Annotated in this window: 21 protein-coding genes and 1 riboswitch; of the genes, 10 read left to right on the top strand and 11 right to left on the bottom strand. The window is 63.5% G+C overall.

Annotation, left to right across the window (positions count from 1 at the left end):
* Positions 1–112: 112 nt before the first annotated feature.
* From AC0C6X_RS20835 to AC0C6X_RS20825, 3 genes are all read right to left on the bottom strand, one after another.
* Positions 113–1,183: a glycoside hydrolase family 25 protein gene (locus tag AC0C6X_RS20835; protein WP_472954866.1), complete on the bottom strand. Its 1,071-nt coding sequence runs from the start codon at positions 1,181–1,183 to the stop codon at positions 113–115.
* A 168-nt stretch (positions 1,184–1,351) separates the two neighbouring features.
* On the bottom strand, positions 1,352–2,911 hold the full coding sequence (locus AC0C6X_RS20830; RefSeq protein WP_173519561.1) for a B12-binding domain-containing radical SAM protein: 1,560 nt from the start codon (positions 2,909–2,911) through the stop codon (positions 1,352–1,354).
* A complete protein-coding gene (locus tag AC0C6X_RS20825; RefSeq protein ID WP_472954863.1) occupies positions 2,908–7,020 on the bottom strand; it encodes an AAA family ATPase in 4,113 nt (1,370 codons plus the stop codon). Before AC0C6X_RS20825 ends, AC0C6X_RS20830 begins: the two co-directional genes overlap by 4 nt.
* A gap of 126 nt (positions 7,021–7,146) precedes the next feature.
* Here AC0C6X_RS20825 and AC0C6X_RS20820 point away from each other — a divergent pair, with 126 nt between their 5' ends.
* Positions 7,147–8,892, top strand: coding sequence for an amidohydrolase family protein (locus tag AC0C6X_RS20820; RefSeq protein ID WP_472954861.1), 1,746 nt, complete (start codon positions 7,147–7,149; stop codon positions 8,890–8,892).
* A gap of 34 nt (positions 8,893–8,926) precedes the next feature.
* On the opposite strand, the gene AC0C6X_RS20815 is transcribed toward AC0C6X_RS20820, so the two are convergent.
* The 4 genes from AC0C6X_RS20815 to thiO are packed head-to-tail and all read right to left on the bottom strand — an operon-like array spanning position 8,927 to position 11,471.
* Positions 8,927–9,532: a thiamine phosphate synthase gene (locus AC0C6X_RS20815; RefSeq protein WP_173519564.1), complete on the bottom strand. Its 606-nt coding sequence runs from the start codon at positions 9,530–9,532 to the stop codon at positions 8,927–8,929.
* The gene (locus tag AC0C6X_RS20810; protein WP_173519565.1) at positions 9,529–10,302 is read right to left on the bottom strand and encodes a thiazole synthase; all 774 of its coding nucleotides are present in this window, start codon (positions 10,300–10,302) and stop codon (positions 9,529–9,531) included. Before AC0C6X_RS20810 ends, AC0C6X_RS20815 begins: the two co-directional genes overlap by 4 nt.
* Before the next feature lie 3 nt (positions 10,303–10,305).
* A complete protein-coding gene (gene thiS / locus AC0C6X_RS20805) occupies positions 10,306–10,503 on the bottom strand; it encodes a sulfur carrier protein ThiS (protein WP_173519566.1) in 198 nt (65 codons plus the stop codon).
* Positions 10,500–11,471: a glycine oxidase ThiO gene (thiO, locus tag AC0C6X_RS20800; protein WP_472954859.1), complete on the bottom strand. Its 972-nt coding sequence runs from the start codon at positions 11,469–11,471 to the stop codon at positions 10,500–10,502. Before thiO ends, thiS begins: the two co-directional genes overlap by 4 nt.
* A gap of 156 nt (positions 11,472–11,627) precedes the next feature.
* A riboswitch (TPP riboswitch) is annotated at positions 11,628–11,748 on the bottom strand.
* 459 nt (positions 11,749–12,207) lie between these two features.
* On the opposite strand from thiO, the gene bioB reads away from it, so the two are divergent.
* The 5 genes from bioB to AC0C6X_RS20775 are packed head-to-tail and all read left to right on the top strand — an operon-like array spanning position 12,208 to position 17,231.
* On the top strand, positions 12,208–13,203 hold the full coding sequence (gene bioB, locus AC0C6X_RS20795) for a biotin synthase BioB (protein WP_376741721.1): 996 nt from the start codon (positions 12,208–12,210) through the stop codon (positions 13,201–13,203).
* Positions 13,200–14,345, top strand: coding sequence for an 8-amino-7-oxononanoate synthase (locus tag AC0C6X_RS20790; RefSeq protein ID WP_173519568.1), 1,146 nt, complete (start codon positions 13,200–13,202; stop codon positions 14,343–14,345). Before bioB ends, AC0C6X_RS20790 begins: the two co-directional genes overlap by 4 nt.
* Positions 14,342–14,980 carry a dethiobiotin synthase gene (gene bioD, locus AC0C6X_RS20785; protein WP_173519569.1) on the top strand — a complete coding sequence of 213 codons (639 nt, stop codon included), beginning with the start codon at positions 14,342–14,344 and terminating at the stop codon, positions 14,978–14,980. Before AC0C6X_RS20790 ends, bioD begins: the two co-directional genes overlap by 4 nt.
* Positions 14,977–16,245: an adenosylmethionine--8-amino-7-oxononanoate transaminase gene (locus tag AC0C6X_RS20780; RefSeq protein ID WP_472954858.1), complete on the top strand. Its 1,269-nt coding sequence runs from the start codon at positions 14,977–14,979 to the stop codon at positions 16,243–16,245. The genes bioD and AC0C6X_RS20780 overlap by 4 nt, the downstream gene beginning before the upstream one ends.
* A complete protein-coding gene (locus tag AC0C6X_RS20775; protein ID WP_173519571.1) occupies positions 16,242–17,231 on the top strand; it encodes a beta-ketoacyl-ACP synthase III in 990 nt (329 codons plus the stop codon). Before AC0C6X_RS20780 ends, AC0C6X_RS20775 begins: the two co-directional genes overlap by 4 nt.
* 53 nt (positions 17,232–17,284) lie before the next feature.
* Here the strand turns inward: AC0C6X_RS20775 and AC0C6X_RS20770 are convergent, their stop codons facing one another.
* Positions 17,285–18,286: a LacI family DNA-binding transcriptional regulator gene (locus AC0C6X_RS20770; RefSeq protein WP_472954856.1), complete on the bottom strand. Its 1,002-nt coding sequence runs from the start codon at positions 18,284–18,286 to the stop codon at positions 17,285–17,287.
* Positions 18,287–18,582: 296 nt separating this feature from the next.
* Here AC0C6X_RS20770 and AC0C6X_RS20765 point away from each other — a divergent pair, with 296 nt between their 5' ends.
* From AC0C6X_RS20765 to AC0C6X_RS20750, 4 genes are all read left to right on the top strand, one after another.
* Entirely contained in the window at positions 18,583–19,515 is a 933-nt protein-coding gene (locus AC0C6X_RS20765) for a substrate-binding domain-containing protein (protein WP_472954853.1), read from the top strand.
* 215 nt (positions 19,516–19,730) lie between these two features.
* Positions 19,731–21,296, top strand: coding sequence for a sugar ABC transporter ATP-binding protein (locus AC0C6X_RS20760; RefSeq protein ID WP_173519574.1), 1,566 nt, complete (start codon positions 19,731–19,733; stop codon positions 21,294–21,296).
* Position 21,297: 1 nt separating this feature from the next.
* Positions 21,298–22,311 carry an ABC transporter permease gene (locus AC0C6X_RS20755; protein WP_246304563.1) on the top strand — a complete coding sequence of 338 codons (1,014 nt, stop codon included), beginning with the start codon at positions 21,298–21,300 and terminating at the stop codon, positions 22,309–22,311.
* Between the two features lie 154 nt (positions 22,312–22,465).
* On the top strand, positions 22,466–22,936 hold the full coding sequence (locus AC0C6X_RS20750; RefSeq protein ID WP_472954851.1) for an RbsD/FucU family protein: 471 nt from the start codon (positions 22,466–22,468) through the stop codon (positions 22,934–22,936).
* A 57-nt stretch (positions 22,937–22,993) separates the two neighbouring features.
* Here AC0C6X_RS20750 and ubiV read toward each other — a convergent pair whose 3' ends face one another.
* From ubiV to ubiT, 3 genes are read right to left on the bottom strand one after another with little or no spacing between them, the layout of a single operon-like run.
* The gene (gene ubiV, locus AC0C6X_RS20745; RefSeq protein ID WP_247959191.1) at positions 22,994–23,938 is read right to left on the bottom strand and encodes a ubiquinone anaerobic biosynthesis protein UbiV; all 945 of its coding nucleotides are present in this window, start codon (positions 23,936–23,938) and stop codon (positions 22,994–22,996) included.
* 7 nt (positions 23,939–23,945) lie between these two features.
* Positions 23,946–24,923 carry a ubiquinone anaerobic biosynthesis protein UbiU gene (gene ubiU, locus AC0C6X_RS20740; protein ID WP_173519577.1) on the bottom strand — a complete coding sequence of 326 codons (978 nt, stop codon included), beginning with the start codon at positions 24,921–24,923 and terminating at the stop codon, positions 23,946–23,948.
* Entirely contained in the window at positions 24,914–25,432 is a 519-nt protein-coding gene (ubiT, locus tag AC0C6X_RS20735) for a ubiquinone anaerobic biosynthesis accessory factor UbiT (RefSeq protein WP_173519578.1), read from the bottom strand. The genes ubiU and ubiT overlap by 10 nt, the downstream gene beginning before the upstream one ends.
* Positions 25,433–25,446: the final 14 nt, after the last annotated feature.

Here is a 25,446-nt window from a genome sequence, read left to right as displayed (position 1 = left end):
TCCTATCAGACGCGCAAGGGTCACGTTGAATTGCCGCAAGTTTTAATTCTTGGACCGGCGACGATCTGAGGAAACATGCCGTAGCGGAGCTATTCGAAGCCCGTTGCTGCGCTCAGCTCGCCCGTGCCTCCAGCCAGTCTTGCCACTCGTCCTCGTTGCCATGGAAGACGTTGAGGTCGATCTTACCGTCGACGCCGTGCGAGAGGCCGGAGCCCGAGTATTGCCAGAACAGCCATTTGCGGTTCGGGTAGACCTTGGATGGATGCTGGGCCACCGCGCGCAGCCAGAAGGGATAGTTCTGGAACGCGCCCTGCAGGTTGTCCTTATAGAAATCCGGTGCCGTGTAAATGATCGGGCGCTGGCCGTAATACGCCTCGAGCTTGTCCATGAAGACCTGCATCTTCTCGCGCACGCGCTCTGGCGACAGGCGCCGCTTGCAGCTGGATTCGCCGTTGTATTCGACGTCGATCACGGGCGGCAGCGCGCCGGGCTCGCGCGGAACGTTGCGGATGAACCAGTCGGCCTGCTCGCCGGCGGTGCGACACCAGTAGAAGAAATGATAGGCGCCGCGCCGCAGGCCGGCCGCCTTGGCGGCGCGCCAGTTCTTCTTGAACATCGGGTCGAGATGGTCGCCGCCGTCCGTCGCTTTGATGAACGCGAAATTCGCGCCCTGGGTGCGCAGCTTCGGCCAGTCGATCTCACCCTGCCAGCGCGAAACGTCGACGCCGTGAACGGCCATCTTGCGCGGATTTTTGGCGCGGCCGAAATTGATCGGCTTGGCATCGCGGAAACGGTGGCCGTAGATGCGCGAGCGCCCCTGCGGCATCGCCTGTGTGACCGGATTGGCGGGGGCTACGAAGGCCACCGGCCGAGCGCCCGGAACGGGCATGTCCATTGTCGCCGTTGTCGTCGTATTGGCCGCCGGCGCAAAGGCTTTGGGCTCCGGAACCGGGCCGGCCCAGGCAAGCATCTCCTGCGGCGGTGCGGACTGAACGGTCTGCGGTGGCGTTACCTCGGCTGCTCTTGCGCCGACATTGGCGGCCGGTACCGGTGCGGCCGAAAGCACGACGGAACTGGTCGTTTCACGCGAGGGCCGCGGTGCGATGGTGTCCAGGCTCGAACTGGAAGAGCAGCCCGAAACAAGGCCGGCAAAAATGATTGCGGTCGCAGCTGAAAGACGCATGGGCACCCGTACGCAGGACAAGGTCGACGGCAATCGCCGGCCGACAGGTGTGAATAGCTAACCGAAGCTTACCCAAAAAGATTGAATCCAATCTTACCAACCCGACCCAACTTCGTGCACTGGAGGTTGCAGCGATGAGGGCACATTGACGCAGTCGCTGGAGTGTTTTCAGCCAGGGGCGTGTTCCATGCCGGTGCCGGCCCGCCGCCGCTGACCGGCGCGGAATTCGAGATTGCGGGCAATGGTCTCGTCAAGCGCGCCCGAGGCGTCGGTGACCATCGTCGGAGCAAAATGCGAGCGGAAGCCTTCGCCGAGCCGGAAGGCCGGCGTGTAGAGTGGTCCCAGCGGCTGCGTCGTCGTGACATAGGTGAGATTGTCGTCGCTCCCCGAGCGTATCGGGAGACCATGGCGATGCATGACCGAGGGAAGCGCCAGGCGCAGGCTGTTGGCAAGCAGGTGGATCATCTGCCGGCCCGAAAGCGAGCGGCGGTAATTGCGGTAGAAGCCGAGGCAATGGCGCAGGATTTGGGCGCGATTGCCGTCAAGGCGCGACAGCTTGCGGGCAAACAGGGCGACATCGTCAAGGTTGTCGAGGGGGCGCGTCATCAATGTGAACCCATCCATGTCGCGCAGCTTGGCAGAGGGGAGGAAGCGACCCTCTGCAGCGCATTCGTCAAAGAGCGGCGTGCCCAGCAGCGGGATCGTCAGGCTCAGGAAGGCCGGCAATGGCATTCTGCTCTCGCCGGTGATGAAGGCCAGTTCGTCCTGCATCGCCTGCATCGTCTGCGCTGCCGGATCGAACATCAGTCCGTATTGGAAGGCGACGCCGGCTTTGAGACAGGTCTGAATGGCTTCCAGTTGCGGCACCACCAGGTTCTGCTTCTTCTGATAGCGCTTCAACTGCGCTTCGTTCAGCGTCTCGACGCCACTGAAGAGCCCGAGACAGCCGGCCGCGCGCACCGCTTCGAGATTGTCGGGGTCTCGGAAGAAATCTCCGGTGACGAGCGCGAACCAACCCTGAAACAGACCCTCGCGCCAAAGCGACCGGATCAGCCCGAGCTTAGCATGGAAGGCGTCCTTGCTGTTGCCGTAGAAATTGTTGTCGATGAACAGCACGTATTTCTTGGGCGGGGCATTGCGAAGTTGTGCTTCGATGTAGCCGAGATCGTAGCCGTGGTAGCGGCGGCCTTCCGCGGTGAGCGCGCAGAAACTGCACTTGAAATTGCAGTAGCGACTCGTCTCGACGTAACTGACCGGACCGCCCCAATTGGCGAGGTCGAAGCGTGGCAGGATCGTTTCGGAGACCGCCCATTCCCCGAAGACCTCCTTAATCACGGCCTGCATCTCCTCGACGTCGCCTTCGCAGGCGTAGTCGAAGGTTTCGGCGCTCGAAACCGGCAGATTGCGGACGACCGGTCCACCGGCGACGATGACGCAGCCTGGCGATTTCGTGCGGGCATAGGCGGTCAGGTGGCGCATCCGGTCGAAGGCGGCGGTGACTCCCGTCAGCACCAGCATGTCCAGTTCCGCAAAAGCCGTTTCGTCGACGAGCGGCCCGTCGTGAAATTCGCTGTAGGCGCGAAGGTGCACGCGATTGCGGGCAAAGGCGCCGGCCAGAAACAGGTGGCCGGTCCCCTGCGGGATGAAATCGGGGCGACCTTGCGGATTTCTGGTCTCGTCGAAATGGGCAAGCACGATCAGGACGCGGGGCACTCGAAACTGGGTCACGCTTGGCCTCCCTCGAACGCAACGATCGGAAGATGGGTCTGGAACTCGGCATGATCGAGTTGGAGGACCTCGCTCCAGGTGTTTTGCCGGACGACAAACATTGTCTCCAATGCCTGCCAGGCCGCCGCATCCTTCGGTCCAGCCGGGTGGTGCAACGAAGCGAGCGCTACGGCCGGCATCTCCAGCCGGATCGCCTCCGCGAAGGCGTATCGCGCCACGCGCTCGGCGCGGCGCTGCCGGCCGCGATGAAGGTACAGGGTCGCCTCGCCGAGCGCTGCCGCCGGGCGACCGATAGGATAGACGCGCGCGAAGCGCTCGAGCTTTCTGAGGACAAGCTGCGCCGCAGCCGGGTCGCCACCGTCCGGATCGCTCGCCACGTCGAACAGGCGGGCAAGTGCCGGCAGAGTTCGCGTCTTCATTGCCGGATTGAGCGTCTGGCACCAGGAGAACGCGCGCTCGAACCAGGTCCTTGCTGCGCCCGTGTCGCCCTGCCGTCGGGCGGCTTCGGCCAGAAGAGACGCGCCCTCGATGCAATGTACGAGTTCCAGTCCGTCGGCCCTTGTGGTGATGATCTGCTTGAGCTCATCGAGATCGGCGTCGATGGCAGACCATCGGCCAAGGGCCGCGTGCCCCCTGAGACGGCCAAGCAGGCCGCAGCCAAGCACCTGGATGTCGCCGCGCCTGCGGCCCTCTTCGCAGATCCGCTGAACCAGGATCTCCCATGGGGCAATGCCTTCGAAAGCCGAGGTCAGCAGCCAGGGACCGGAAATCGTCTCGAGGCCAACGGCCACTTCGCACCACCGCCTCAAATCACCGATGGTCGCGGCATTGTTGAGGCCAGCCTCGAACGCCCGCTTGCCTTCGCGCCAATGGCCGATGCCAATCTGGTACATGCCCGACAGGAGGTCGACACGCACGCGCGTTCCCAACTGGTCGACGCGCTCCGAAAGGGCGGCGGCCAAGCGGCTGTAGTGCTCGGCCTGCTTGTGCAGCGGGATGACGCCGCATATGGCGCCGAGGCTTGCATAATTGGTCGCGGTCGTTGGCGAGACATATTTGTTTCTTTCGGCAAGGTTCGTCGCACGAAGCGTCGCATGGATCAGCCGCAGCTTCTCGCTGGTGAAGTAGTAGATCCGCGTCAGGTCCTCATGCGCCTTTGCTGCGAGATGGAAAGGATCAGATGGTGATCGCGAGATCTCCCGTTCCAGGATCCAGTCCTTGTCCCCATGGGTCACGCGGCGCCACACCTGTTCTGCAAGATCGAGAACCAGATGCAGTGCGAGGCCGACCGAAGTGCGCGGAAGCGGCAGGCCGGACAGCCGCAGACCCTCCTCATAGGCATGCCGCGCAGCTTCGGCGCGGCCGAGATTGAGATTGGCTTCGCCAAGCAGGAAACAGGCGGCCGCCCGCCGTGCCGGCGTGATCGAGATCGAGAGATCGCGCCCAGTCTTGAAAAAGCGCTCGACCAGGTCGACGACGGCGGCATTGTCGAACTGGCGCAAGCGCAGTTCGGCGACGCGGTCCAGATAGTTGAACGCAAGTGTGGCCTCGCCGGCGCGCTCCCAATGGCTCAAGATGCGCGGCAGGCTTTCCGCATTGTCGGGCTGTCTGCTTTCCTCCATCGCTTGCGCGATCGCGCGATGTGCCTCACGTCGCTGTTCCGAAAGCATGCTGTCGTAGATGGCCTGACGGATGACGGCGTGGCTGAATGTGAAACGTCCCGGGCGGTCATCCATGGGTTTGATCAGATGGGCCGCTTGCAGCCGTTCGATGCTTGCCTCGATGTCCAGGGCGGACTTCCTGATCGGCGCAAGCGCCTGGAGTTCCGCGGCGGAAAAGGTCGCGCCCATGGCGCTTGCGATCTTTAGGAGAGCCTGGAGCTCGGCCGGAAGCTGGTCGGTTCGGGCGATCACCGTGACCTTGGCCGTATTGAGCAAGGTTGCTTCGTTCGAATGGGTTTCGGGGAGTGACAGGGACGCCTGGGCCTCTGCGGCCTTCGGCAATCGCCGTTCGCCGATCATGCGGCAGATTTCGTGTATGAGCAGCGGGTTTCCGGCCGACTGCGCATACACCGCTTCGCAAAAGCCGTCTGCCGGGGAACTGCTGCCGATCGACGCGCGTACGAGTGAAATCGTGCCCTCGAGATCGAGCGGCAGGAGATCGAGTGTCTGCGCACCATTGTGGTGTTGTCCGGTCCATCGCGTCAGGTCTTGCTGTGTCCTGGCCGTACGGGTTGAAACGACGACCGGGATCGGTGCCGGTCCGGAAACCAGGCGTCCGAGCAACTGGCCGGATGCTTCGTCCAGCCAATGGACGTCTTCGAGCACGACGAGACCACGCCCCCAGGAGAGGCTGTCGGTCATGAGATCGCGCAGCAATTCACGCAGGCGGTGGGACCGCCCGTCGCCCGACATCGCCCGGGTCTCGGCCGTGTCGGTCAAAGTGAGGTTGATGGCATCGTTCAGCAGCGGCGCCAGATGAGCGAGTTCGGGTCGGTGGGCGAAGAACTGCATCACCTGATCCGAGGCATTGGCGCCGCGAAGGTCGCCGATGCCAAGCAGGTCGCGGATCACCCCACGCCAGGCGAAGTAAGGCACGTCACTCTCGATATCGTCGGCATGGCCGACCAGAACCTGGCTTCCATGGTCACGGCAGGTTTCGACGAAGGCGCGAAGCAGCGCCGATTTGCCGACGCCGGAATCGCCCTTGACGATCATCACCCCGGCCTGTCCTCGGCCCGCGCGCTCCACATAGGCGTTGAGTGCCGCGAGTTCGGCGGCCCGGTTGAAAAGAACGGGGGATTTGGTGTCGATCGTCGCGACGGTCTCGGCAATCGGCGCAAACGCGACCACGCCACCGCGCATGCCGGGCACGGCAAGTGTCCAGGGACCGGAAAAAGCAATCTGGCCGGCGGTTTCCTTCGCCGTTGCCTGGTCGACGAGAATGCGGCCTGCGGCGACGCTCGCCAGCCGGGAGGCCATGTTCACGGCAGTGCCGACCACGGTGTAGTCGGCGCGATGGATCGTGCCGAGTGCGCCGCAGAAGCTCTCGCCGGTCGAGATGCCCGCCGACAGGCCGAGATCCGGTTCATCGAGTTCGTTCGACAGGCGCAGGGCAGCGATGATCGCTCGGCGCGCATTGTCGGCGTGCTTCTTGCCGGGCAGGCCGAAGACGGCGAAGACCTCAAGCCCGCCTGAATGGAGCGCCGTGTGCAGGATCTCTCCGCCGGTGCGGCCGACGACTGCGATCGAGCGCGCCACGAGCTTGTTCAATCGGTCGAGATCCGTATCGAGGTCGCGGCCGACGATATGCACGAAAAGCGCGGTCACGGTCCTGAGGTCCGCGAGCCATTCCGAAAGCGGTGAGAGCAGGCGGCTGCGCAGCGACAGGGGGAGATAGGCCTCGAGCCGCTCGGATGCGGCGCCCGGCTGGGTACGGGGCGCTTCCTTCGTGGTCGAGCAGGGCTCGATGCTATCGAGGCGCGCTGTTCCTTCGCGGTTCAGCCCGCCCTTGGCCCGCTTGCCGATCAGCTGCCACACGGCATCGGAAACGAGAATCTCGCCGGCGTCGCTCAATTCGCCGCCATGATCGGCCTGGGCTAGGCAGTCGCCTCCGACGATCAGCCAACGCTGGTCTGCGCGTGGCAGCAGATGCAGCAGGGTGATGACGCCGGCGCCGACGGCGATGCGCAGCTGAAGGCCATCTTCGAGATTGCCCGGCCCGCCGATTTTCTCGCGGATCCGTTCGGCGCAATAACAGCTGCGCCAGGCCGTCTGTTCAAGCTCTTCGGCGGAGGAGGCCCGCCAGCCGGCAATCAGGCTGTCGCCGGCGAAACTCAAGACCGTGCCGCCATGCTCCTCGATATGGCTGATGAGCTCGCCCATGAAGGTGTTCAGAAGCAGGCTGACGCGTTCGGCGCCGGCGGCGCGGTCACTTTCGGACCATTTGGCAGTCAGGCGCGTAAAGCCGGAAATGTCGGCGAAAAGCAGCGAGCCGAGGAAGTCTTCGCGTGCCGGGGCAGCCGATTCCGTTGCTGCCGGGGAGGACCATTGGACCAGGGCTCCGGACAGGTAACGTTGGAACTCATATTTGCCGGCGCCACCAACCACGCAAAATTCTCCCCAAGATTTTAGAGTAACACGCCTCCTGTCTGACTGAAAGGCGACCCGCGCTGATCTTCGACTTTCCAGTAACGGCAAGTAAATACCTATTTCGCGAGGTGGCAGGACGGAGTAATGTTTGCCCGATTGTTCGAGGGGGTCTCGCAACAGGAGGGGACGATGGGGGTCGACTGGGCTGGTCCGGTTGCCGCCGTGACGCGCCGCGATTTCTTGCGGCTGGTTTCGGCGGGCGTGCTTGCAAATGTGCTTTCCGGATGCCGGCATCTGCCTTCGCCCGGCGCCTGCAGTCTCAGTCACCCGATCATCGACGTCCATTGCCATTTCTTCAATGCGGCCGATGTGCCGGTGGACGGTCTGGTTCGCTATGTGGCGCTGCGGGAGAAGATACCGGAGAAGCGGCTCTCTTCAAACGCGCAGGAGGCGAAGGGGCTGGAAAATGCCTTGGTGGTCTTTCTCGTTACCGCCCTTGGCGACGTCGCGCCCAAAGCCAGGCATGAACTTGCCGTTCTGAGAAAAAGGGAGCGGCGTCTTTCAGACACCGAACTCGCCCGGCGCAAGGATGAGCAATTGCGCGTCGCGATAAGAGATCTGGTCGCGCGTGCCAACGAGCAACGCTCGACGTTCTCGAGGCGCAGCTTTGGTGAATCCCCTGATTATGACGGTCTGTTGCGCCAGCTTGGCGGTACGTCCAATGTGCCGCAAACATTCCAGAGGCGTTTGGACCAGCGCCGTTCCGGCGGCGGCATGAGTGACGAGGAGGTCGATACCCTAGCCAACAACGCAAAGGCGCACGACCAGATCGGAACCTATCTTTCCTTCGTCCGGCTGATGCAGGACTACCGGGAAAATCTGGCGGAAGCCTATGTCAAGATCTTCGCGTCCAAATGCCGGCTTTCGCTGATCACGCCGAGCATTCTGGACTTCGACAAGTCGCTTCACGGGACATCATCGCCGCAGCGCGACCAGATCGACGTCATGGACGAGGTCCAGCAGATCGTCACCAGGAAGCACGGCATCCGAATGCATAGCTTCGTTGGCTTCGATCCGCACCGGGAAACGCAAAGGCCAGGCTCATCCCTGGCAAATGTCCAGTATGCGATCATGGAAAAAGGCTTCATCGGCGTGAAGATCTATCCACCGATGGGCTTCAAGGCATGGGGCAATGCAAACCCGGCGATCGATGCGGCGCTGAAGCGCCTTTATGTCTGGTGCCGCGACAACGACGTGCCGATCATGGCGCATGCGGAAAACAGCATCGGCGCCGGCTGTGGCTACGGCAATCTGGCAAGCCCCGCCTATTGGAAGAAACTGCTCGATACGAACCAATACGACAAGCTGCGGATCAACCTGGCGCATTTCGGTGCCTTTGACGAAATCCTGCGCCCCGGGGCACCGACGGGCGTCATGGTCTCTTGTCCCCAGGACAAGTTTTCCGGGCCGCCGAGCTGGGAGGAGATCATCGGCAGAACGATCGACCACGAACGCCGCCCGAACCTCTTTGCGGATTTAAGCTATCTCAGTGAGCTGGTCAGCAGCGACGACAAAACTCTTCACGCAGAGATCCGTCAGTTGCTGGACAAATGGCTGGCCGCCTACGATCCCGACGCCCGCCATCTGATGTTCGGGACCGACTGGTCGATGATGGCGCTCGAGAAGGATTACAATGCCTATGTTTCGCGGATCGCCGAGCAGCTGACGCTCGCCAGCGTCAGCGACGAGCATCAGCAGAACATCCTCTGGAGGAACGCTTCCCGCTTTCTCGGTCTCGATCGGCCAGGCAAAACGCGCGACCGGCTTATGGCCTATTGCCGCAAGCGCGGCCTCGATAGCACCTGGCTCGCAGATCTGGCGATCGCCTGAGATGAGGTCGTAGCACCTGCGATGTCAGGGAGGCTCAACGCCACCGCGCCGTACGTGCAATCCATTCGCGCGTCCGCCCTTCGGGATCGGCATTCAGCGTGATGTCGGTGACGACCGCGGCACTGTCGGCGCCATGCTCGAAGACGCCGGCAATCCGGTCGGTATTGAGCCCGCCGATCGCAATGAGTGGCAGCGGCGTGACGCGCTCCCGCCAGGCGGAGAGGCGCGGCAGCCCTTGCGGATCCCATTTCATCTGCTTGAGGATCGTCGGATAGATCGGCCCGAGCGCGACGTAGTCGGGCCTGGCGGCAAGGGCCGTCTCCAGTTCGGCCTCGTCATGGGTGCTGAGGCCGAGTTTCAGGCCAGCGGCGCGGATCGCGGCGAGATCAGCGTCGGCGAGATCTTCCTGGCCGAGATGGATGAAATCGCAGCCCTCTTCGATTGCGAGGCGCCAGTAGTCGTTGACGACGAGCTGGCAACCATGGCGGTCACAGATCGCCTTGGCCGCGCGGATCTCGTCGCGAAGCTCTGCATCCGGACGATCCTTGACGCGAAGCTGCACCAGCTTGACGCCGAGCGGTACCAGCCGCTCGATCCATGCCGCGCTGTCGACGATGAGGTAGAAGGGATCGAGCTTCACGCGAACACCGCCTTTCCGATGACGGGCGTGGAGGGTACGGCAAAATCGCGCGGTTCGAGCATGCCTGCCTCGAGGGCATCGCGTCCGGCATCGATCGCCCGGGCGAAGGCCGACGCCATGAGGGCCGGCTTCGCCGCTCCGGCGACGGCGGTATTGAGCAGCACCGCATCGAAGCCAAGCTCCATCACCGCCGTTGCGTGCGACGGGCGGCCAATGCCGGCATCGACGATCAGCGGCATATCCGGAAAATGGGCACGCATGGCTCTCAAGGCGGAGATGTTCTGTGGCCCCTTGGCGCTGCCGATCGGCGCGCACCAGGGCATCAGCACCCTGCATCCGGCTTCGACGAGGTGCTCGCCGACCACCAGGTCGTCGGTCGTATAGGGGAAGACCTCGAAACCTTCGGCTGAGAGGATGCGTGCCGCCTCGACCAACCCGAAGACATCGGGCTGCAGCGTATCCTGATGGCCGATGACTTCGAGCTTGATCCAGTTCGTGTCGAAGACCTCGCGCGCCATCTTCGCGGTCAGCACCGCCTCCGACACCGAGTGGCAACCGGCGGTGTTCGGCAGCACGCGCACGCCGAGCGCGCGGATCAGTTCGAAGAAGCCGCCGCCTTGTTTTCCGCCGGCGGTTTCGCGACGAAGCGAGACCGTGACGACCTCCGTTGCCGACGAACGAACCGCGTCTTCGAGGGAGGCAGGCGAGGGGTAGCGGGCGGTGCCCAGAAGCAGGCGGGAACGCAGTTCCTGTCCGTAAAGCGTCAGCATGCCTCAGCCTCCTTTCATCGGCGAGAGAATTTCGATCCGGTCGCGATCGTTGAGGGAATGGGCCGAACGGTCGGCCCGGTGCACCAGCTCGCCATTGACGGCGGTAGCAAGCCAATCCCCTTCGAAGTCGAGTGTCGCCAGAAGCTCGGCAAGGGTCGTGACTGCGAGGTCATGCTCCTCGCCGTTGACAATCAATTTCATGCGGCGTCTCCCTTCAGGTTCCAGGCAAGCGCAAGGTCCGCCGCTTCCTCGGCCAAGGCCGGCGAAAGCAGGAAGCCATGACGGTAAAGCCCGTTTAGCGCGATGGTGTTTCCGGCGCGATTGATGCGCGGCAGGTTGTCTGCAAAGGCCGGTCGGACGCCGGTGCCGGTTTCGAGAAGGCGCGCCTCGCCGAAGGCAGGGTGCAGCGCATAGGCGGCATTCAGCAACTCCATCAGGGAGCGGACAGTGATCGGACCGCCATCATCGGATTCGATCATGGTCGCCCCGCACATGAAGAGGCCGTTGCCGCGCGGCACGATGTAGAGTGGGATGCGCGGGTGGATGAGACGGACTGGCCGCGACAATTCCACTTCATCGCTTTGCAGGTAGAGCATCTCGCCACGTACCCCACGCAGTCCGGCGGTGCTGCTGATTCTTGCGGCGCCACGGCAATCGGCGATCAGATCGTAGCCGCCATCGCTATCCGTCTCGCCGATGAGGGCGACACCGCTTTCGACAAGCTTTTGCCTTAGCAAGGAAAGCGCTCGGCGCGGGTCGAGATGCGCCTCGCCCGGAAAAAACAACGCCTCCCGGAAGCGCCCGGCAAGCGCCGGCTCCAGCGCTGTGACCGCCTCGGCATCGAGCCACTCGAAGCCGGAGGTGCGTGAAGCGAAGCGTTTGAGTTCGCCGGCGTCGCGTGGCGGGGCGACGACGAGGGTGCCGTTGCGCGATACCTCTCCGGGAAGCGCCCGATCCCACCAATCGATGGCGGCTATGCCGCGTGTCAGCACCGGTTCCTCGGCGCTCTCGCGCTCGCACCAGGGCGCAAGCATACCGCCGGCAAACCAGGATGCGGCCCCGCCGAAGTCTGGCTGCCGCTCCGCAACCGTCACTTCGACGCCTCGGGCGGTCAATTCATGGGCGAAGGCCAGTCCGACGACGCCGGCGCCTTTGATGAGGGCGCGCATGGTCAATGCGCCCAGCCGCGGCCAGCGGGACGTGTGATGGGAAAAGTCGCGGTGAAGATACGCATTGCCGAGGCTCCATTATTGGAGACCCAGTTCGACCGGAAGGGAGGGAAGGACGCCTTGCCGAAGTCTGTACGCGCGAACGCGACGATTGCGGCAGCGATGTCTGCACCGTCCCTACGCCAGTATGAACTGGATCAGGTTCAACGGGTCACTGCGCTGCGCAAACCGCCTAGCAGAATCTCAGCCCCTTGCCGGGACACCCCTGGTGAATGCGTTAAACTGACCGGCAGTGTCGGTCCTTGTCAAGGCCTGCCGTCTTCTACACGATGGGTAGAATCCCGGCTGAAAAAATAATCTATAAAATTGCCGCCGAGAGATGACGCGTGCGCAGCGAGTTGTCACTTGCGGCTTGCCGGGCGAGCAATCGCCCGGTTCGGAAACGCTGCAAGCCGCAAAAGCGATCATTCAAATCGGATATCACTCGCTGATCGCTGCATTTCGTCGGGTGCCGCCATCGTTAAGCATTTGCAGTGCGTTCCGGCATCCTCCGCTATTTCTGCTGGCCCTAATCGAGTTGCATTCTGCGCCCACTGGTTGAATATTTCCGTCGGTTTTTCCGAGGGGTGGTTGCTTGCTCAAGAATGAGAAGAAATTATAGATAATATCAGAATCTATCTATATTGCTTCGCGAAGCCAGAGGGAGTGAGCAGCAGTGCTGGATGCAAACATATCGATCGAGCCGACTTCGAACACCGTCGAAACCACCGAAAACCGGTGGGATCTCGCCGAAGCGCAAGAAATCTATCAACTGCCGTTCAACGACCTGCTGTTTCGCGCCCATTCCATCCATCGCTCCCATTTCGATCCCAACGCCGTCCAGATGAGCCGACTGCTCTCGATCAAGACCGGGGGCTGTGCCGAAGATTGCGGTTATTGCAGCCAGTCGGCACATTACCCGACCGGGCTCAAGGCGTCGAAATTGATGGAGGTCGAGCGCGTTCTCGCTGAAGCGCGGAAGGCAAAAGACGGTGGCGCGACGCGCTATTGCATGGGCGCCGCCTGGCGCAGTCCGAAGGAGCGCGACATGGAGGCGATTGTCGCCATGATCAGCGGCGTCAGGGCACTCGGCATGGAGACCTGCATGACGCTCGGAATGCTGACACCCGCCCAGTCCGAGCGTCTCGCGGACGCCGGGCTCGACTACTACAACCACAATGTCGATACGTCGGAGCGGTTCTACAGCGAGATCATCACCACCCGCACCTTCGCCGATCGCCTGGAGACGCTCGCCAATGTCCGCGACGCCGGCATCAAGGTTTGTGCCGGCGGCATCCTCGGCATGGGCGAAACCGTTGACGACCGGGTCTCGATGCTGGTGACGCTCGCCAACCTGCCGGTGCCGCCTGAAAGCGTGCCGATCAACATGCTGATCCCCATCCCCGGCTCGAAACTTGGCGATGCAGCGCCGGTCGACCCGATCGATTTCGTCCGCACCATCGCGCTCGCGCGCATAATGATGCCTAAGTCCCATGTGCGCCTCTCGGCCGGCCGCACCGACATGAGCGACGAGATGCAGGCGCTCTGTTTCTTCGCCGGCGCCAATTCGATCTTCGTCGGCGAGACGCTGCTGACCGCCGACAACCCGGGCGAGGACCATGATGCGGGCCTCTTCCGCCGCCTCGGGTTGGAGCCGATGGCGCTTGCCGCAAAAGAGGGCGCTGCCGAATGACCGCGAGCCTCGTCACCTGCCACGCGAAGACGCTACACGGCCTCGAACGCAAGGGGCGCCGGCGTGAACTTGTCGCCGGGGGTGGCATCGACTTCACCTCCAACGACTATCTGGCGCTTGCCGGGTCGCCGCGGTTGAAGGCCGCGATCACCGCTGCGATCGAGCGCGGCGTGCCGGTCGGGTCTGGCGGCTCGCGGCTCCTGCGCGGCAACCATGCGGAACACGCGGCGCTGGAGGCAGAGGCAGCCGCCTTCTTTGGCGCGGAGAGGGCGCTCTTCTTCGCCAGCGGCTATGCGGCCAATGCCGCCTTGTTTTCGACGCTCCCACAGCGCGACGACATCATCGTCCACGACGCCTTGATCCACGCGAGTGCCCATGAGGGTATCGCCGCAAGCAGGGCCGGTGCGGTCGCGGTCAAGCACAACGACGTCGATGCCTTCGCCGATGCGATCGGTATCTGGCGCCAGCGCGGCGGCATGGGGCATCCCTGGATCGCCGTCGAAAGCCTCTATTCGATGGATGGCGACCGGGCGCCGCTTGCGGATCTTGCGGCACTTGCCGCGCGGTATGATGGATTTCTGGTCGTCGACGAAGCGCATGCGACCGGTGTTTTTGGACCGGACGGCCGCGGTTTGGCCGCGGAATTGGAAGGCCGACAAAATCTCGTCGTGCTCCACACCTGCGGCAAGGCGCTTGGCGTCTCCGGTGCGCTGATCAATGCAAATGCGGTGCTGTGCGACTACCTCGTCAATCGCGCCCGCAACTTCATCTATTCGACGGCGCCTTCGCCGCTCACTGCCGCCGCCGTCCGCGAGGCTCTGGTGACGCTCGTGGATGAGCCTCGGCGCCGGGCGGAGTTCGATGATCTCCGGACCTTCGCCAATCGAGCATTCACTGACACCCTCGGCATCGAGGGTAGTGGCTCGCAGATCCTTCCGGTCCCGGTCGGCGACAACGGTTGCGCCGTACGGATTGCCGCGCGCATGCGCAAAGAAGGCTTCGACATCAGGGCCATCCGTCCGCCGACCGTCCCAGAGGGGACCGCGCGGCTCCGGATCGCGATTACGCTGAACGTCGACCGTCCGACGATCGCGAATATGCTGGAGCGCTTGACGGCCGCAATGGCGCAGGAGCGGCCATGATGCCCCGTTTCGTCGTCACCGGCACGGACACCGGCATCGGCAAGACGATATTCTCTGCGGCGCTGACCGATGCGCTTTCCGGCAGCTACTGGAAGCCAGTACAGTCGGGGCTCGACGGGGAGACCGACAGCGAGGCCGTAGCACGGCTCGGCAGGGTTCCACCCGAACGGATTCTGCCCGAGGTCTATCGGCTCATGACTCCGGCCTCGCCACACCTGTCGGCACGGATCGATGGCGTGACGATCGTGCCTGACAGCCTCTCGCCGCCGGCAGTGAACCGACCGCTGGTGATCGAAGGGGCCGGTGGGCTCCTCGTGCCGCTCACCGAGCGGGTGGTCTTCGCCGACGTGTTTGCGCGCTGGCAGATCCCGGTGATCCTCTGTGCCCGCACCGGGCTCGGCACGATCAATCACACCTTGTTGTCGCTCGAGGCACTGCGTCGCCGTGCAATCCCGCTCCTGGGCGTCGCCTTCATCGGCGACGAACAGGCGGACAGCGAGGCGATCATTGCGGAACTGGGAAAGGTTCGGCGGCTCGGCCGGCTGCCGCGGCTCGATCCGTTGACCCCGGATCGCCTGCGACAGGCCTTTCGCGAAAACTTCGACATCGACTGCTTCCATGAGGTGACGGCATGAGACGATCTCCGGTCTGGCACCCCTTCACCCAGCATGCACTGGAGCCGGCGATGCGACGCGTCGTCCGGACCGAGGGCGCCTATCTCATCGATGAAGACGGGGCGGCGATCCTCGATGCGATCTCGTCCTGGTGGGTCATCACCCACGGCCACCGGCATCCCGCCATCATGGAAGCAATCCGCGCGGCCTCGCAAACCTACGATCAGCTCATCTTTGCTGAGTATACCCATGCGCCGGCAGAAGAACTGGCGAGCAGGCTGATCGAGATTGCGCCATCTGGGCTCGCCCATGTGTTCTATTCCGACAGCGGCTCGACCGCGGTCGAAGTCGCACTGAAGATGGCACTTGGTTTCTTCCACAATCTCGGCCGACCACGGAACCGTATCTGCGTTCTCGAAAACGGCTATCACGGCGACACGATCGGCACGATGTCGGCGGGAGAAAGGGGCGTCTTCAATGCGCCTTACGCACCGCTGCTCTTCGCCGTCGATCGGCTGCCGTTTCCGGAGCCGGGCAAAGAGCAGACGACGCTGGATGCCTTCGAGGCGGCCTGCGCCTCCGGCGAGGTCGCGGCCCTGTTGATCGAACCGCTGCTTCTCGGTGCGGGCGGCATGAGGACCTACCCGGCTTCGGTCCTTTCCGAGTTGAAAGGGATCGCCGAACGGCACGGCAGCCTGTTGATCGCCGACGAGGTGATGACGGGATGGGGAAGGACGGGCAGCCTGTTCGCTTGCGAGCAGGCTGGCATCACGCCCGACATCCTTTGCACCTCGAAGGGGCTGACCGGTGGCGCGTTGCCGCTGGCGGCGACGCTCTCAACGGCCGAGATCTTCGAGGCACATCTCTCGACGGATCGACGCAAGACCTTCTTCCATTCGAGTTCCTATACGGCCAATCCTATCGCCTGCGCTGCAGCCGTCGCCAATCTCGCCGTCTGGAAAGAGGAGCCTGTGCGGGAACGCATCGACGCGTTGACGGAGCAGCAGCGTCGGCATGTCGCGCGCTTTGCCGAAGATCCCCGCTTCAGCGGTACCCGCCAGCTTGGTACGATTGCCGCCCTTGATCTCAAGGTTCCAGCCGCCGGTTATCTCTCCGAGGCCGGCCCGCGGCTCAAGGCGTTCTTCCGCGAGCGCCGTCTGCTGATCCGCCCGCTGGGCAACGTCATCTATCTGATGCCGCCCTATTGCGTCACTTCCGAGGAGCTCGACCGGGCCTATGGAGCGATCGACGAGGCGGCTTCACTTCTCGCGGCTGGGCGGCTGTGAGGGTCGCGCGCTCATCCCGTCTTGTCGGTTTCGGCCATGCGGTGCCGGCGCGGCGTGTTGAAAACGCCGAGATCGAAACACAGCTCGGTCTCGATCCCGGTTGGATCGAGCGCCGTACTGGCATTCGCGAGCGGCGTTGGGTCGAGGACGGCGATACGCTGACGGGTCTGGCAGCGGCAGCCGGGGCCGCGGCGCTCAGTGACGCTGGTTTGCCCAAGGGCGACGTGGCCCTGACCCTGCTCGCGACCTCGACGCCCGATCATCTCCTGCCACCTTCGGCGCCGCTTCTTGCCCATCGGCTCGGGCTGGGCCGTTCGGGCGCGATCGATCTGGCCGGGGCATGCTCGGGCTTCCTCTACGCTTTGACACTCGCCGACGGCTTCGTCCGTTCGCAGGGAAAGCCTGTGCTGGTGGTGGCGGCCAACATTTTGAGCCGGCGCATCAATCCGGCGGAAAGGGCAAGCGCCGTTCTCTTTGCCGACGCGGCCGGTGCCGTCGTCGTTACGCCTTCCGATGATCCGCAGACCGGCTTGCTTGGTGTTGATCTTGCCGCCGACGGCAGCCGTTACGACCTGATCTCCATCGCCGCCGGCGGCAGCAGCCAACCGTTCTCGCCGGGTATGCCGCCCGAGGATTTCCTGATGACGATGCGTGACGGGCGGGAGATGTTCGCCCGGGCGGTGGAGATGATGGCGTCCTGTGCCAAGCGCGCCCTGGATGCCGCCGGCTGCAGTCCAGAGGAGATCAGCCGCTTCGTGCCGCACCAGGCCAATGCCCGGATCTTCGACGTCGTCTGCGATCGCCTTGCCATCGAACCGGCAAGAACGGTGCGCACCATTGCGGACTATGGCAACTCTTCCGCCGCCACGATCCCGCTCTCGCTGTCGCTGGCGCACGAGGTAAAGCCGTTCGCTCGCGGCGAGAAACTGCTGTTGACGGCGGCGGGCGCCGGGCTCACTGGAGGTGCGGTCGTGCTTGGTTTCTAGCGCAATTCCAGGAAGACCGTTTCACACTTTTCCTCATCCCGTCTCGCCTTGCCTCAGGGGACGGGTGGTGCCGCGCAGGATCCGCGCTCGATAAGCACGGGCCGCAGCTTGTATTCTTCTTGCAGCGCGTGGCTGCCGAGCACGCCCTCGAGTGCCAGCCGGGTGATCTCGGCGATCGGCTGGCGGATGGTCGTCAGGCGCGGCAGCACCAGCGAGGCGAGCGGAATATCATCGAAGCCGACGATCGAAAGGTCTGTCGGCACGCGCAGGCCCATGTCGCCGGCGGCACGTAGAAGGCCAATCGCCTGCTGGTCGCTGGCGGTGGCGATCGCCGTCGGGCGGGTTGCGTCTGCTTGCGTCAGCAGCTTCTTACCAAGCTCCTCGCCCGAGCGATAGTCGAAGTGACCTTCGACGACTTGCGGCGCGACATACTCACCGGGATTCGTCTCCCGAAACTCGTCGAGGCGTTGCAGAAAGCCTTCACGGCGTTCGGCCGAGACGTCGGTCGAGTTCGGCCCGCTGATATAGCCGATGCGCCGATGACCAAGGGCCAGTAGATGGTCGGCGGCGAGATAGCCGCCCTCCCGGTTGTCGACCGCGACAAGCGCGTGCCCGCTCAAGGGCCGGTCGATCGTGACCGTCCGCGTGCCCGAAATCAGGCCGTCAACGAGGCTGTTGCTGACGGGGACGAGGATCAGGCCGGCCGGCAGGCGCCCGAGCAGTGTCTCAATCTGCTGCTTCTCCGCTTCCGGGTCGTCATGGGTGTTGGCCAGCAGAACCGAATAGCCCTCAGCAGACGCGAGCATCTCGACGTGTTTGGCAAGTTCGGCGAAGAAGGGGTTGGTGATATCAGGGACGACGAGGCCGATGATGTCGGTCTTGTTGAGCCGGAGACTCCGCCCGAGGATGTTGGGCCGGTAGCCGATCGCCTCGATTGTCGCTTCCACCTTGGCTCGAATGTCCTCGCTGACAGTCTTGTTCTTGGCGAGCACGCGCGAAACGGTGCCGACGGAGACGCCGGCACGCTGGGCAACATCCTTTATCGTCGGGTTCAAACGATCGCTCCCGGTGTCGTGCGTTGGATCGGCTGCAGATAGAAAATTATGCAGCGGATCAAAGTCTTACAGCATTACTCGCGTCCTGGCCGACGGGCAGCTGATTTCCTCTTAAATCAGAGAATGCCGCGAACCGGTAGCGGCTTCCAGCACAAAATTCACAATGATGAAACGTTTCATATTGACAGTCACGATGTGTTTCGTTCTTCTAGCGACCGAAGCACCTCACGCTTGCCCGCGTGATGAAACGTTTCATCGATGGTTGGAGGACCATCTTTTCACCGGAGGAAGAACCCATGAAATTTTCACGATTCGCATCCATCGTCGCGCTCACCGTTGCCACTGCGCTGCCGACGATCGCCGTGGCCGCCGACAAGCCCGTTGTCGGCCTCGTCATGAAGTCGCTTGCCAACGACTTCTTCAAGAACATGCTCGAAGGCGCCGAAGCGCATGCGAAGAAGCGCGGCGACTATGAGCTCAAAGCGATCGGCATGCAGAACGAGACCGATTTCGAAAGCCAGCTGAACGGCGTCGAGAACTTCATCACCCAGGGTGTCGATGCGATCGTCATTGCGCCTGCCGACTCCCGCGCCATGGTTGCGCCACTGAAGAAGGCAATGGACGCCGGCATTGTCGTCGTCAATTTCGACGTCTCGCTCGACGAGCAGGCGAAGAAGGATGCGGGCGTCGATCTCGCCTTTGTCGGGCCCGACAATCGCGGCGGCGCCAAGATGGTCGGCGATGCGCTTGCCAAGGATCTCGGCGCCGGCGCAAAGGTCGTGATCCTCGAAGGCAACCCCGGCGCCGACAATGCGGCGCAGCGCAAGCTCGGTTTTGAAGACGCGATTGCCGCCGGCAAGCTCGATCTTCTCGACTCCAGAACGGCGCACTGGGAAACCGAGGAGGCGAACGCCGTCTTCTCCACCATGCTGACCGCCCATCCCGATATCCAGGGCGTTCTCGCCGCCAACGATTCCATGGCGATCGGTGTGGTCAAGGCGCTTGATGCGGCCGGCCGTAACGACATCAGGGTCGTCGGCTTCGACAACGTGCCGGCGGTTGCTCCCATGCTGAAGGACGGCAAGTTGCTGGCTACGGTTGACCAGTTCGGTTCGCAGATGGCCGCGAACGCGATCGATAAGGCGCTCGAAGTCGTTGCCGGCGGCCCCAAGCTCGAAGGCTGGGTCAAGACCGATATCGAGCTCGTGACCAAGGACAACGTGAAATAGCCCAACACCGCTTCGAACCGCGCCGGGCGATGCCCGGTGCGGCTACTGTATGTTCCTTAAATCTGATCCGATTTAAGGAACAACATGCAGCATTTCAAAGTGCTACAGCGACCTTGCCCGTCCAATGAGACGCGCGGCGCTGTAGGCAGAGGCAGCAGTCCACAGGGTAGCGAACGGCTTCCGGCTCGCACTGCTACGTTTCAAAGGGCTAGATCATGATCAACGCGGAAACCGTGCGCGCGCAGGCGGCCGGCGTTTCAACGCCGCCCGTTCTGGAGTTGCATGATGTCAAAAAGTCCTTCGGCGGCACCAGGGCGCTGAACGGCGTCAGCCTGTCCATTCAGCCGGGCGAAGTGCATGGCCTCATCGGCGAGAACGGCGCCGGCAAATCGACCCTGATCAAGGTTCTCTGCGGCATCGTTCGTCCGGACGAGGGCGCAATCAACCTTGCCGGCCGGCCTTATATGCCGACCACGCCGCGCGAGGCCAAGGTCAACGGCCTTCAGGTGGTGCACCAGGAGTTCAACCTGCTGCCCTATCTGTCGGTGGCGGAGAATATCTTCATCGAACATCTGCCGCGCAATGCGCTCGGCATCGTCAAGCGGCAGGAGATGCATGCCGGTGCACGGGCCGCGCTTGACGCCATCGGGCTCAGCGATATCGACGTGCACTGGCCGGTCGAGCGGCTTGGCATCGCTCATCGCCAGCTCGTCGAGGTGGCGCGCGCGCTGATGACGGAAAGCCGCATCCTCATCCTCGACGAGCCGACGGCAACGCTGACAGCGCGCGAGACCGAGCGGCTGTTCGCGATCATAAACGACCTTCGCAGCCGCGGCGTTTCGATCATCTTCGTGTCGCATCACCTCGACGAGGTCTTCCGTATCTGCGATCGGGTGACGGTGTTGCGCAATGGCGAGACGGTGTTTTCGCGGTCGATTGCCGCCACCAGCCAGGACGAGCTGGTGCGCGCCATGGTCGGCAGGAAGCTGCAACAGCAGATGGCAAGCGAGATTGTCTCGCTTGCCCGGCCGGAAGAAGCGCTGTCGCTCGTCAACTTCCGCCATCTGCAATCGCCCCATGCTCACGGCATCTCACTTCGGTTGCATAGGGGCGAAATCCTCGGGATCGCCGGCCTCGTCGGTTCGGGGCGCACCGAGCTGCTGCGTGCGATCGCGGCGGCGGAACTGCCACTCTCCGGCGAGCTTCGCCTCGAAGGTGCGCCCATTTCCTTCCGCTCGCCGCGCGAGGCGATCAATGCCGGCATCGGTTTCGTCACCGAGGACCGCAAGGAGGAGGGGTTGATCCTCAATATGCCGATTGCGGCCAATGTCACGCTCGCCTCCCTTGCGGACGTGTCGCGTGCGGGCATCCTCGACGCGAAGGCGGAGATCGCGGTGACGCAGAGGCTCGGCGCCGAGCTGAAGCTGAAATATGGCGGCCCTGGCAAGAATGCCGCGACGCTTTCGGGCGGCAACCAGCAAAAGGTGGTGCTCGCCAAATGGCTGGCGCGCAACCCGAAGGTGCTGCTGCTCGACGAGCCGACCCGGGGCGTCGACGTTGGCGCAAAGGCCGAGATCTATGCGCTGATCCGCCAGTTCGCCGAACGCGGTCTGGCGCTGCTGATCGTCTCGTCCGAGCTGCCGGAATTGATGACGCTGTCGGACCGCATTCTCGTGATGTCGCAGCACCGCGTCGTCGGCGAACTGTCGCGGCCGGAATTCTCCGAAGAACGGATTCTGCAATACGCCTACCAGGGCGAACAGCAACAGGGGAGGCACTGAGATGCAAGCACTCGAAAAGACCCAAGTGACCGAAACCGACGACACGCGCCGGCTGGCGGGCTGGTCGCCAAAAGTGCTTCTGCGCGACGCCGGCATCGGTCTGGCGCTGCTGCTGCTGATCGTCTTCTTCTCGGTCAGCACCGAGCACTTCCTGACGCCCAACAATATCTCCAACATCCTGACGCAGATCACCATCAACCTGATCCTCGCTGTCGGCATGACCTTCGTCATCCTGATCGGCGGCATCGATCTCTCCGTCGGCTCGATGCTCGCCTTCTGCGCCGTCGTCGGCGGCACGGTTCTGACGATCCCCGATCTCTCGGTGTTCCAGGCGGTGGCGCTCGCGACGCTTGCGGCCATCGGCACCGGTGTCGTCTGCGGTTTCCTCAATGGTTGGATCAGCGCCTTCTGGGGGCTGCCCTCGTTCATCGTCACGCTCGGCATGCTGAATATCGCGCGCGGCGCGGCGCTGCAGGTCACGGATGCGCGGACGATCTACTCCTTTCCGCCGAGCTTCAACGCCTTCGGCTCGCAGATGATCTTCGGCGTTCCCGTGGTCTTTCTGATCGCGCTCGTGCTTGTCGCGATCGCCTGGTTCGTGCTGTCGAAGACAGTGTTCGGCCGGCTGCTCTACGGCATCGGCAACAACGAGGAGGCCGTGCGTCTCGCCGGTCATTCGCTGATGTTCTACAAGGTGGCGGCCTTCACCATCGCCGGCGCCCTGGTGGGCATCGCCGCGATGGTCTACATGGCGCGCCTCAACATCGCGAGCCCGATCATCGGCATCGGCTTTGAGTTGAATGCGATCGCGGCCGTCATCATCGGCGGAACGAGCCTCAACGGCGGCCGCGGCACGGTGATCGGCACGTTGCTCGGCGCCTGCATCACCGGGGTCCTGGCCAACGGCCTGATCCTGTTCGGGCTCAGCGACTTCATGCGCCAGATGATCACCGGCGTTGTCATCATCCTCGCCGTCATCATCGACAAGTATCGCGAGCGGCTGACCGGCGTCTGAGACGCGGGCAAGGTGTCGGCGGCCTGCCGCCCGCTCCAACGACGACAAACGATCACGCGCGCGGTGGGCCGACGAGGCTCGCACGCGGCGCCGTCTCGCGCCCGGATCTCCGGGCGGAAACAAGCTGAAAACAAGCTGAGGAAAGGATACGCTGATGCTCAAGAACATCGACCCGGCGCTGAACGCGGACGTGCTGCACGCGCTGCGCTCGATGGGCCACGGAGACCGGATCGCGCTCGTCGATGCGAACTTTCCGGCCGACACGATTGCCCGCCACACCCGGCTCGGTTTGCCGCTGCACATTGCCAATGTCTCGGCGGCGCGCGCGGCGAGGGCCGTGCTTTCGGTCATGCCGCTCGATACCCCGCTGCAGCCCTCAGCAGCAAGGATGGCGGCTGAAATCAAGGCAGGCGAGTTGCCGGATGTCCAACGCGAGGTGCAGGCCGAAATCACGCGTGCAGACGGCGACGCACCGAAGATGTATGCGATCGAGCGCTTCGCCTTCTACGAGGAGGCAAAGCGGGCCTATTGCGTCATCGTGACCGGTGAAGCTCGCGCCTATGGCTGTTTCCTGTTCACCAAGGGCGTGGTGCCGCCCGCCAGCCATTGGGACGAAGCAATGTGACTGAAGCCGGCATCGCTGTTTCGTCGTCGCGCACCGCGATTGCACTCGGCCCGTGGCTCATGCAACCGGGAACTCCGCGGATATAGGCACCTTGACCCAGGCCGCTCCCGTCTGGCCGTGGTGGAAGCCGTTGGAAAATGGGATGCCCGGATAGACGGATTCGAGCCGTGCCAGGCTTTCACCGATGGTACGCCGGCCGGCAATCGCGTCGTCGTAGATTTCGGCGACGGCGACCATGTCGCAATCCTGTGGCGACAACCGGATCCGGGAGACGCCGGCGGCGGCCAGTTCGAGGAGTTCCTGCATCAGCGTCTGGCAGGTGTGCGACATGGTCTGCACACCATTGAGGGCCAGGAAAGGCTGGCGGTCGAGCGTCTCGACGGTCAGGCCATCCGTGTCTTGGCCACAGATGAACTGGCAATTATCCTTGATCAGGCCCTTGGAACGGGCATGGGCGCAGCGCGCCGAGATCGCCAAGGGTACGCGGCCGAAGGCGAAGACCTCGAAAGCGACGCCCGGATTGTCCTGAATGATGCCTCGCACCGATGCCATCGGCAGCTCCGGCGGCAAACAGATGCTCCTCGCCCCCCGCGATGCCAGCAGCCTTGCCGTGGCGCCGTTGTAGACGTTGACCAGCGGTCCGATCGAATGCGGCTTGCCGGCAAGCAGGTGCAGGGCGGATAGGTCGTTGGCCTCGATCGGATGGGCGCTGTCACGCACCAGTCCGCGCACAAGCTGGCTCTCTCGCTCCAGCGTCACGAGCGCCAGCGAGGCGAGGCTCACCTTTTTGCCGGCGCTTTCCAGCCGTTCGATGACATCGCCGAGATGCGGTTCGATGAAATGTAGTCGCTTCGAGCAGACGGCCTCGCCGATCGTTACCTGGGCGATCGGCGCCTCGTCGGCAATGCGGAAGTAGAAGTCGCGCCACTTGGGGCCGTCCCAGAGATAATAGATCGGGCCGAGGCTCAAGGCCGGTTTGGATGGGCTGACGGACGTGGTCATGGGCCGGTTACCTCCAGCGCTTCTCATAGGCGCCTGTTGTCGTCTTTTGGCCTTCGCTCAGAGCTTTCAGCCGCGATACAAGCGCGGGCCGTTCGGCGGCGCCGGCGGTCAGCGCCCGCCGCATGACCGAGACGACCTCGGCAACATAAGCCTTGCCGCGCTGCCGCCCTTCGATCTTCAGTGCGCTGACGCCGGCGCTGCGCAGCGCATCGATATGGTCCATGACGTCAAGCGAGACCGGATCCTCGAAGGCGTAGCCGCGTTCCTCGGCAATGTCGAAGCGCCCCTTGCAGAGCGTCGGATAGCCCGCGGCCTCGCCGGCCGGGAAGCGGTTGATCGTGTAGTCGCCGAGCTCGGAGACGAGTTCGCGCCCGTCCTGGCGGTAGCGCACGTGGCTGGCGGGCGAACAGACGCCGTGCATGTTGGGCGACTTGCCTGTGGCGTAGGACGAGAGCGAACAGCGCCCCTCGGCCATCACGCAGAGCCCGCCAAAGGCGAAAACCTCGATCTCGCAATCGATCTGATTGGCAAGGCGGGCGATGTCGGCGATCGTCAGTGTGCGCGGCAACACGACGCGTTTTGCCGCGAAAGCCTCGACGAGGAACCGCACGGCATCGGCATTGGAGGCGGAGGCCTGCACCGAGACATGCAGCCGCTGCTGCGGATGGCGCTCGACCGTGTAGGCCATCAGGCCGAAGTCGGCGAGGATGACGGCATCGGCACCGAGTGCCACGGCGTCGTCAACTGCCTGGTGCCAAAGTGTCTCCTGGCCGGCGCGCATGAAGGTATTGATCGCAATGAAGGTCATCACCTTGCGCTGCTTGGCATAGGCAATGGCCGTTCGGAGTTCCTCTCGCGAAAAGTTCAATCCGGGAAAATTGCGGGCGTTTGTCTCATCGCGAAAGCCGCAATAGACGGCGTCGGCGCCGGCATCGACGGCTTCGCGGAAGGCGGCCGGCGTGCCGGCTGGGCAGATCAGTTCCATTGGGAAGTCTCCTCCTTGAGAACGCGGCCAAGTGCGCGTTCACGGATCTCCTCCCCGGCGCGGCGTACGAGTGGCGCGAGCGGCCCGCTCATGCGCGCGAGATCGTTTGGAAGATCGATTTCGCAATCGTCGAGGGCGTTGCGTAGCGCCAGCATCGCCTCCATGTCGCCGCTGACCGTGAGATCACGGGAGAAGAAGACGGCGTCGCCATCGATGCGCCCTTCGAGCAACGCCAGCAGCAGGACGAATTCGCCTTCCATGCGGGCGTCTGACGCGGGCGCGCGCTCCTTGCGATGGACGGAGATACGCCGCACCGACGGCTCGACCAGAAAGCCGATCGGCAGATCGGACGGCAGGAAGGCGTAGCGCTTGGCGGCATGGTCGGCGAGGCGATCGAAGAGGCCGGGATGGGCCGCGATCACGCGGGCAAAGACCCGTTGCACCACGCTTTCGATGGCGACGAGGGGAACGAAGCTCAGGGGTGCGGTGATCGCGAGCGGAAGGGTCATTTACTACCTGTGGG

Source organism: Ensifer sp. VA4 (assembly GCF_055710065.1).
This window is presented reverse-complemented; position numbering and strand designations above follow the sequence as displayed.

Excerpts from the sequence above, each read along its gene's own strand:
- ubiV (WP_247959191.1), bottom strand. The coding sequence starts at position 23,938 with ATGACCACGTCCGTCAGCCCATCCAAACCGGCCTTGAGCCTCGGCCCG.
- AC0C6X_RS20790 (WP_173519568.1), top strand. The coding sequence starts at position 13,200 with ATGACCGCGAGCCTCGTCACCTGCCACGCGAAGACGCTACACGGCCTC.
- thiS (WP_173519566.1), bottom strand. The coding sequence starts at position 10,503 with ATGAAATTGATTGTCAACGGCGAGGAGCATGACCTCGCAGTCACGACC.
- AC0C6X_RS20810 (WP_173519565.1), bottom strand. The coding sequence starts at position 10,302 with ATGCTGACGCTTTACGGACAGGAACTGCGTTCCCGCCTGCTTCTGGGC.
- ubiT (WP_173519578.1), bottom strand. The coding sequence starts at position 25,432 with ATGACCCTTCCGCTCGCGATCACCGCACCCCTGAGCTTCGTTCCCCTC.
- AC0C6X_RS20765 (WP_472954853.1), top strand. The coding sequence starts at position 18,583 with ATGAAATTTTCACGATTCGCATCCATCGTCGCGCTCACCGTTGCCACT.
- ubiU (WP_173519577.1), bottom strand. The coding sequence starts at position 24,923 with ATGGAACTGATCTGCCCAGCCGGCACGCCGGCCGCCTTCCGCGAAGCC.
- AC0C6X_RS20780 (WP_472954858.1), top strand. The coding sequence starts at position 14,977 with ATGAGACGATCTCCGGTCTGGCACCCCTTCACCCAGCATGCACTGGAG.
- AC0C6X_RS20760 (WP_173519574.1), top strand. The coding sequence starts at position 19,731 with ATGATCAACGCGGAAACCGTGCGCGCGCAGGCGGCCGGCGTTTCAACG.
- AC0C6X_RS20750 (WP_472954851.1), top strand. The coding sequence starts at position 22,466 with ATGCTCAAGAACATCGACCCGGCGCTGAACGCGGACGTGCTGCACGCG.
- thiO (WP_472954859.1), bottom strand. The coding sequence starts at position 11,471 with ATGCGCGCCCTCATCAAAGGCGCCGGCGTCGTCGGACTGGCCTTCGCC.
- AC0C6X_RS20755 (WP_246304563.1), top strand. The coding sequence starts at position 21,298 with ATGCAAGCACTCGAAAAGACCCAAGTGACCGAAACCGACGACACGCGC.
- bioD (WP_173519569.1), top strand. The coding sequence starts at position 14,342 with ATGATGCCCCGTTTCGTCGTCACCGGCACGGACACCGGCATCGGCAAG.
- AC0C6X_RS20820 (WP_472954861.1), top strand. The coding sequence starts at position 7,147 with ATGTTTGCCCGATTGTTCGAGGGGGTCTCGCAACAGGAGGGGACGATG.
- AC0C6X_RS20835 (WP_472954866.1), bottom strand. The coding sequence starts at position 1,183 with ATGCGTCTTTCAGCTGCGACCGCAATCATTTTTGCCGGCCTTGTTTCG.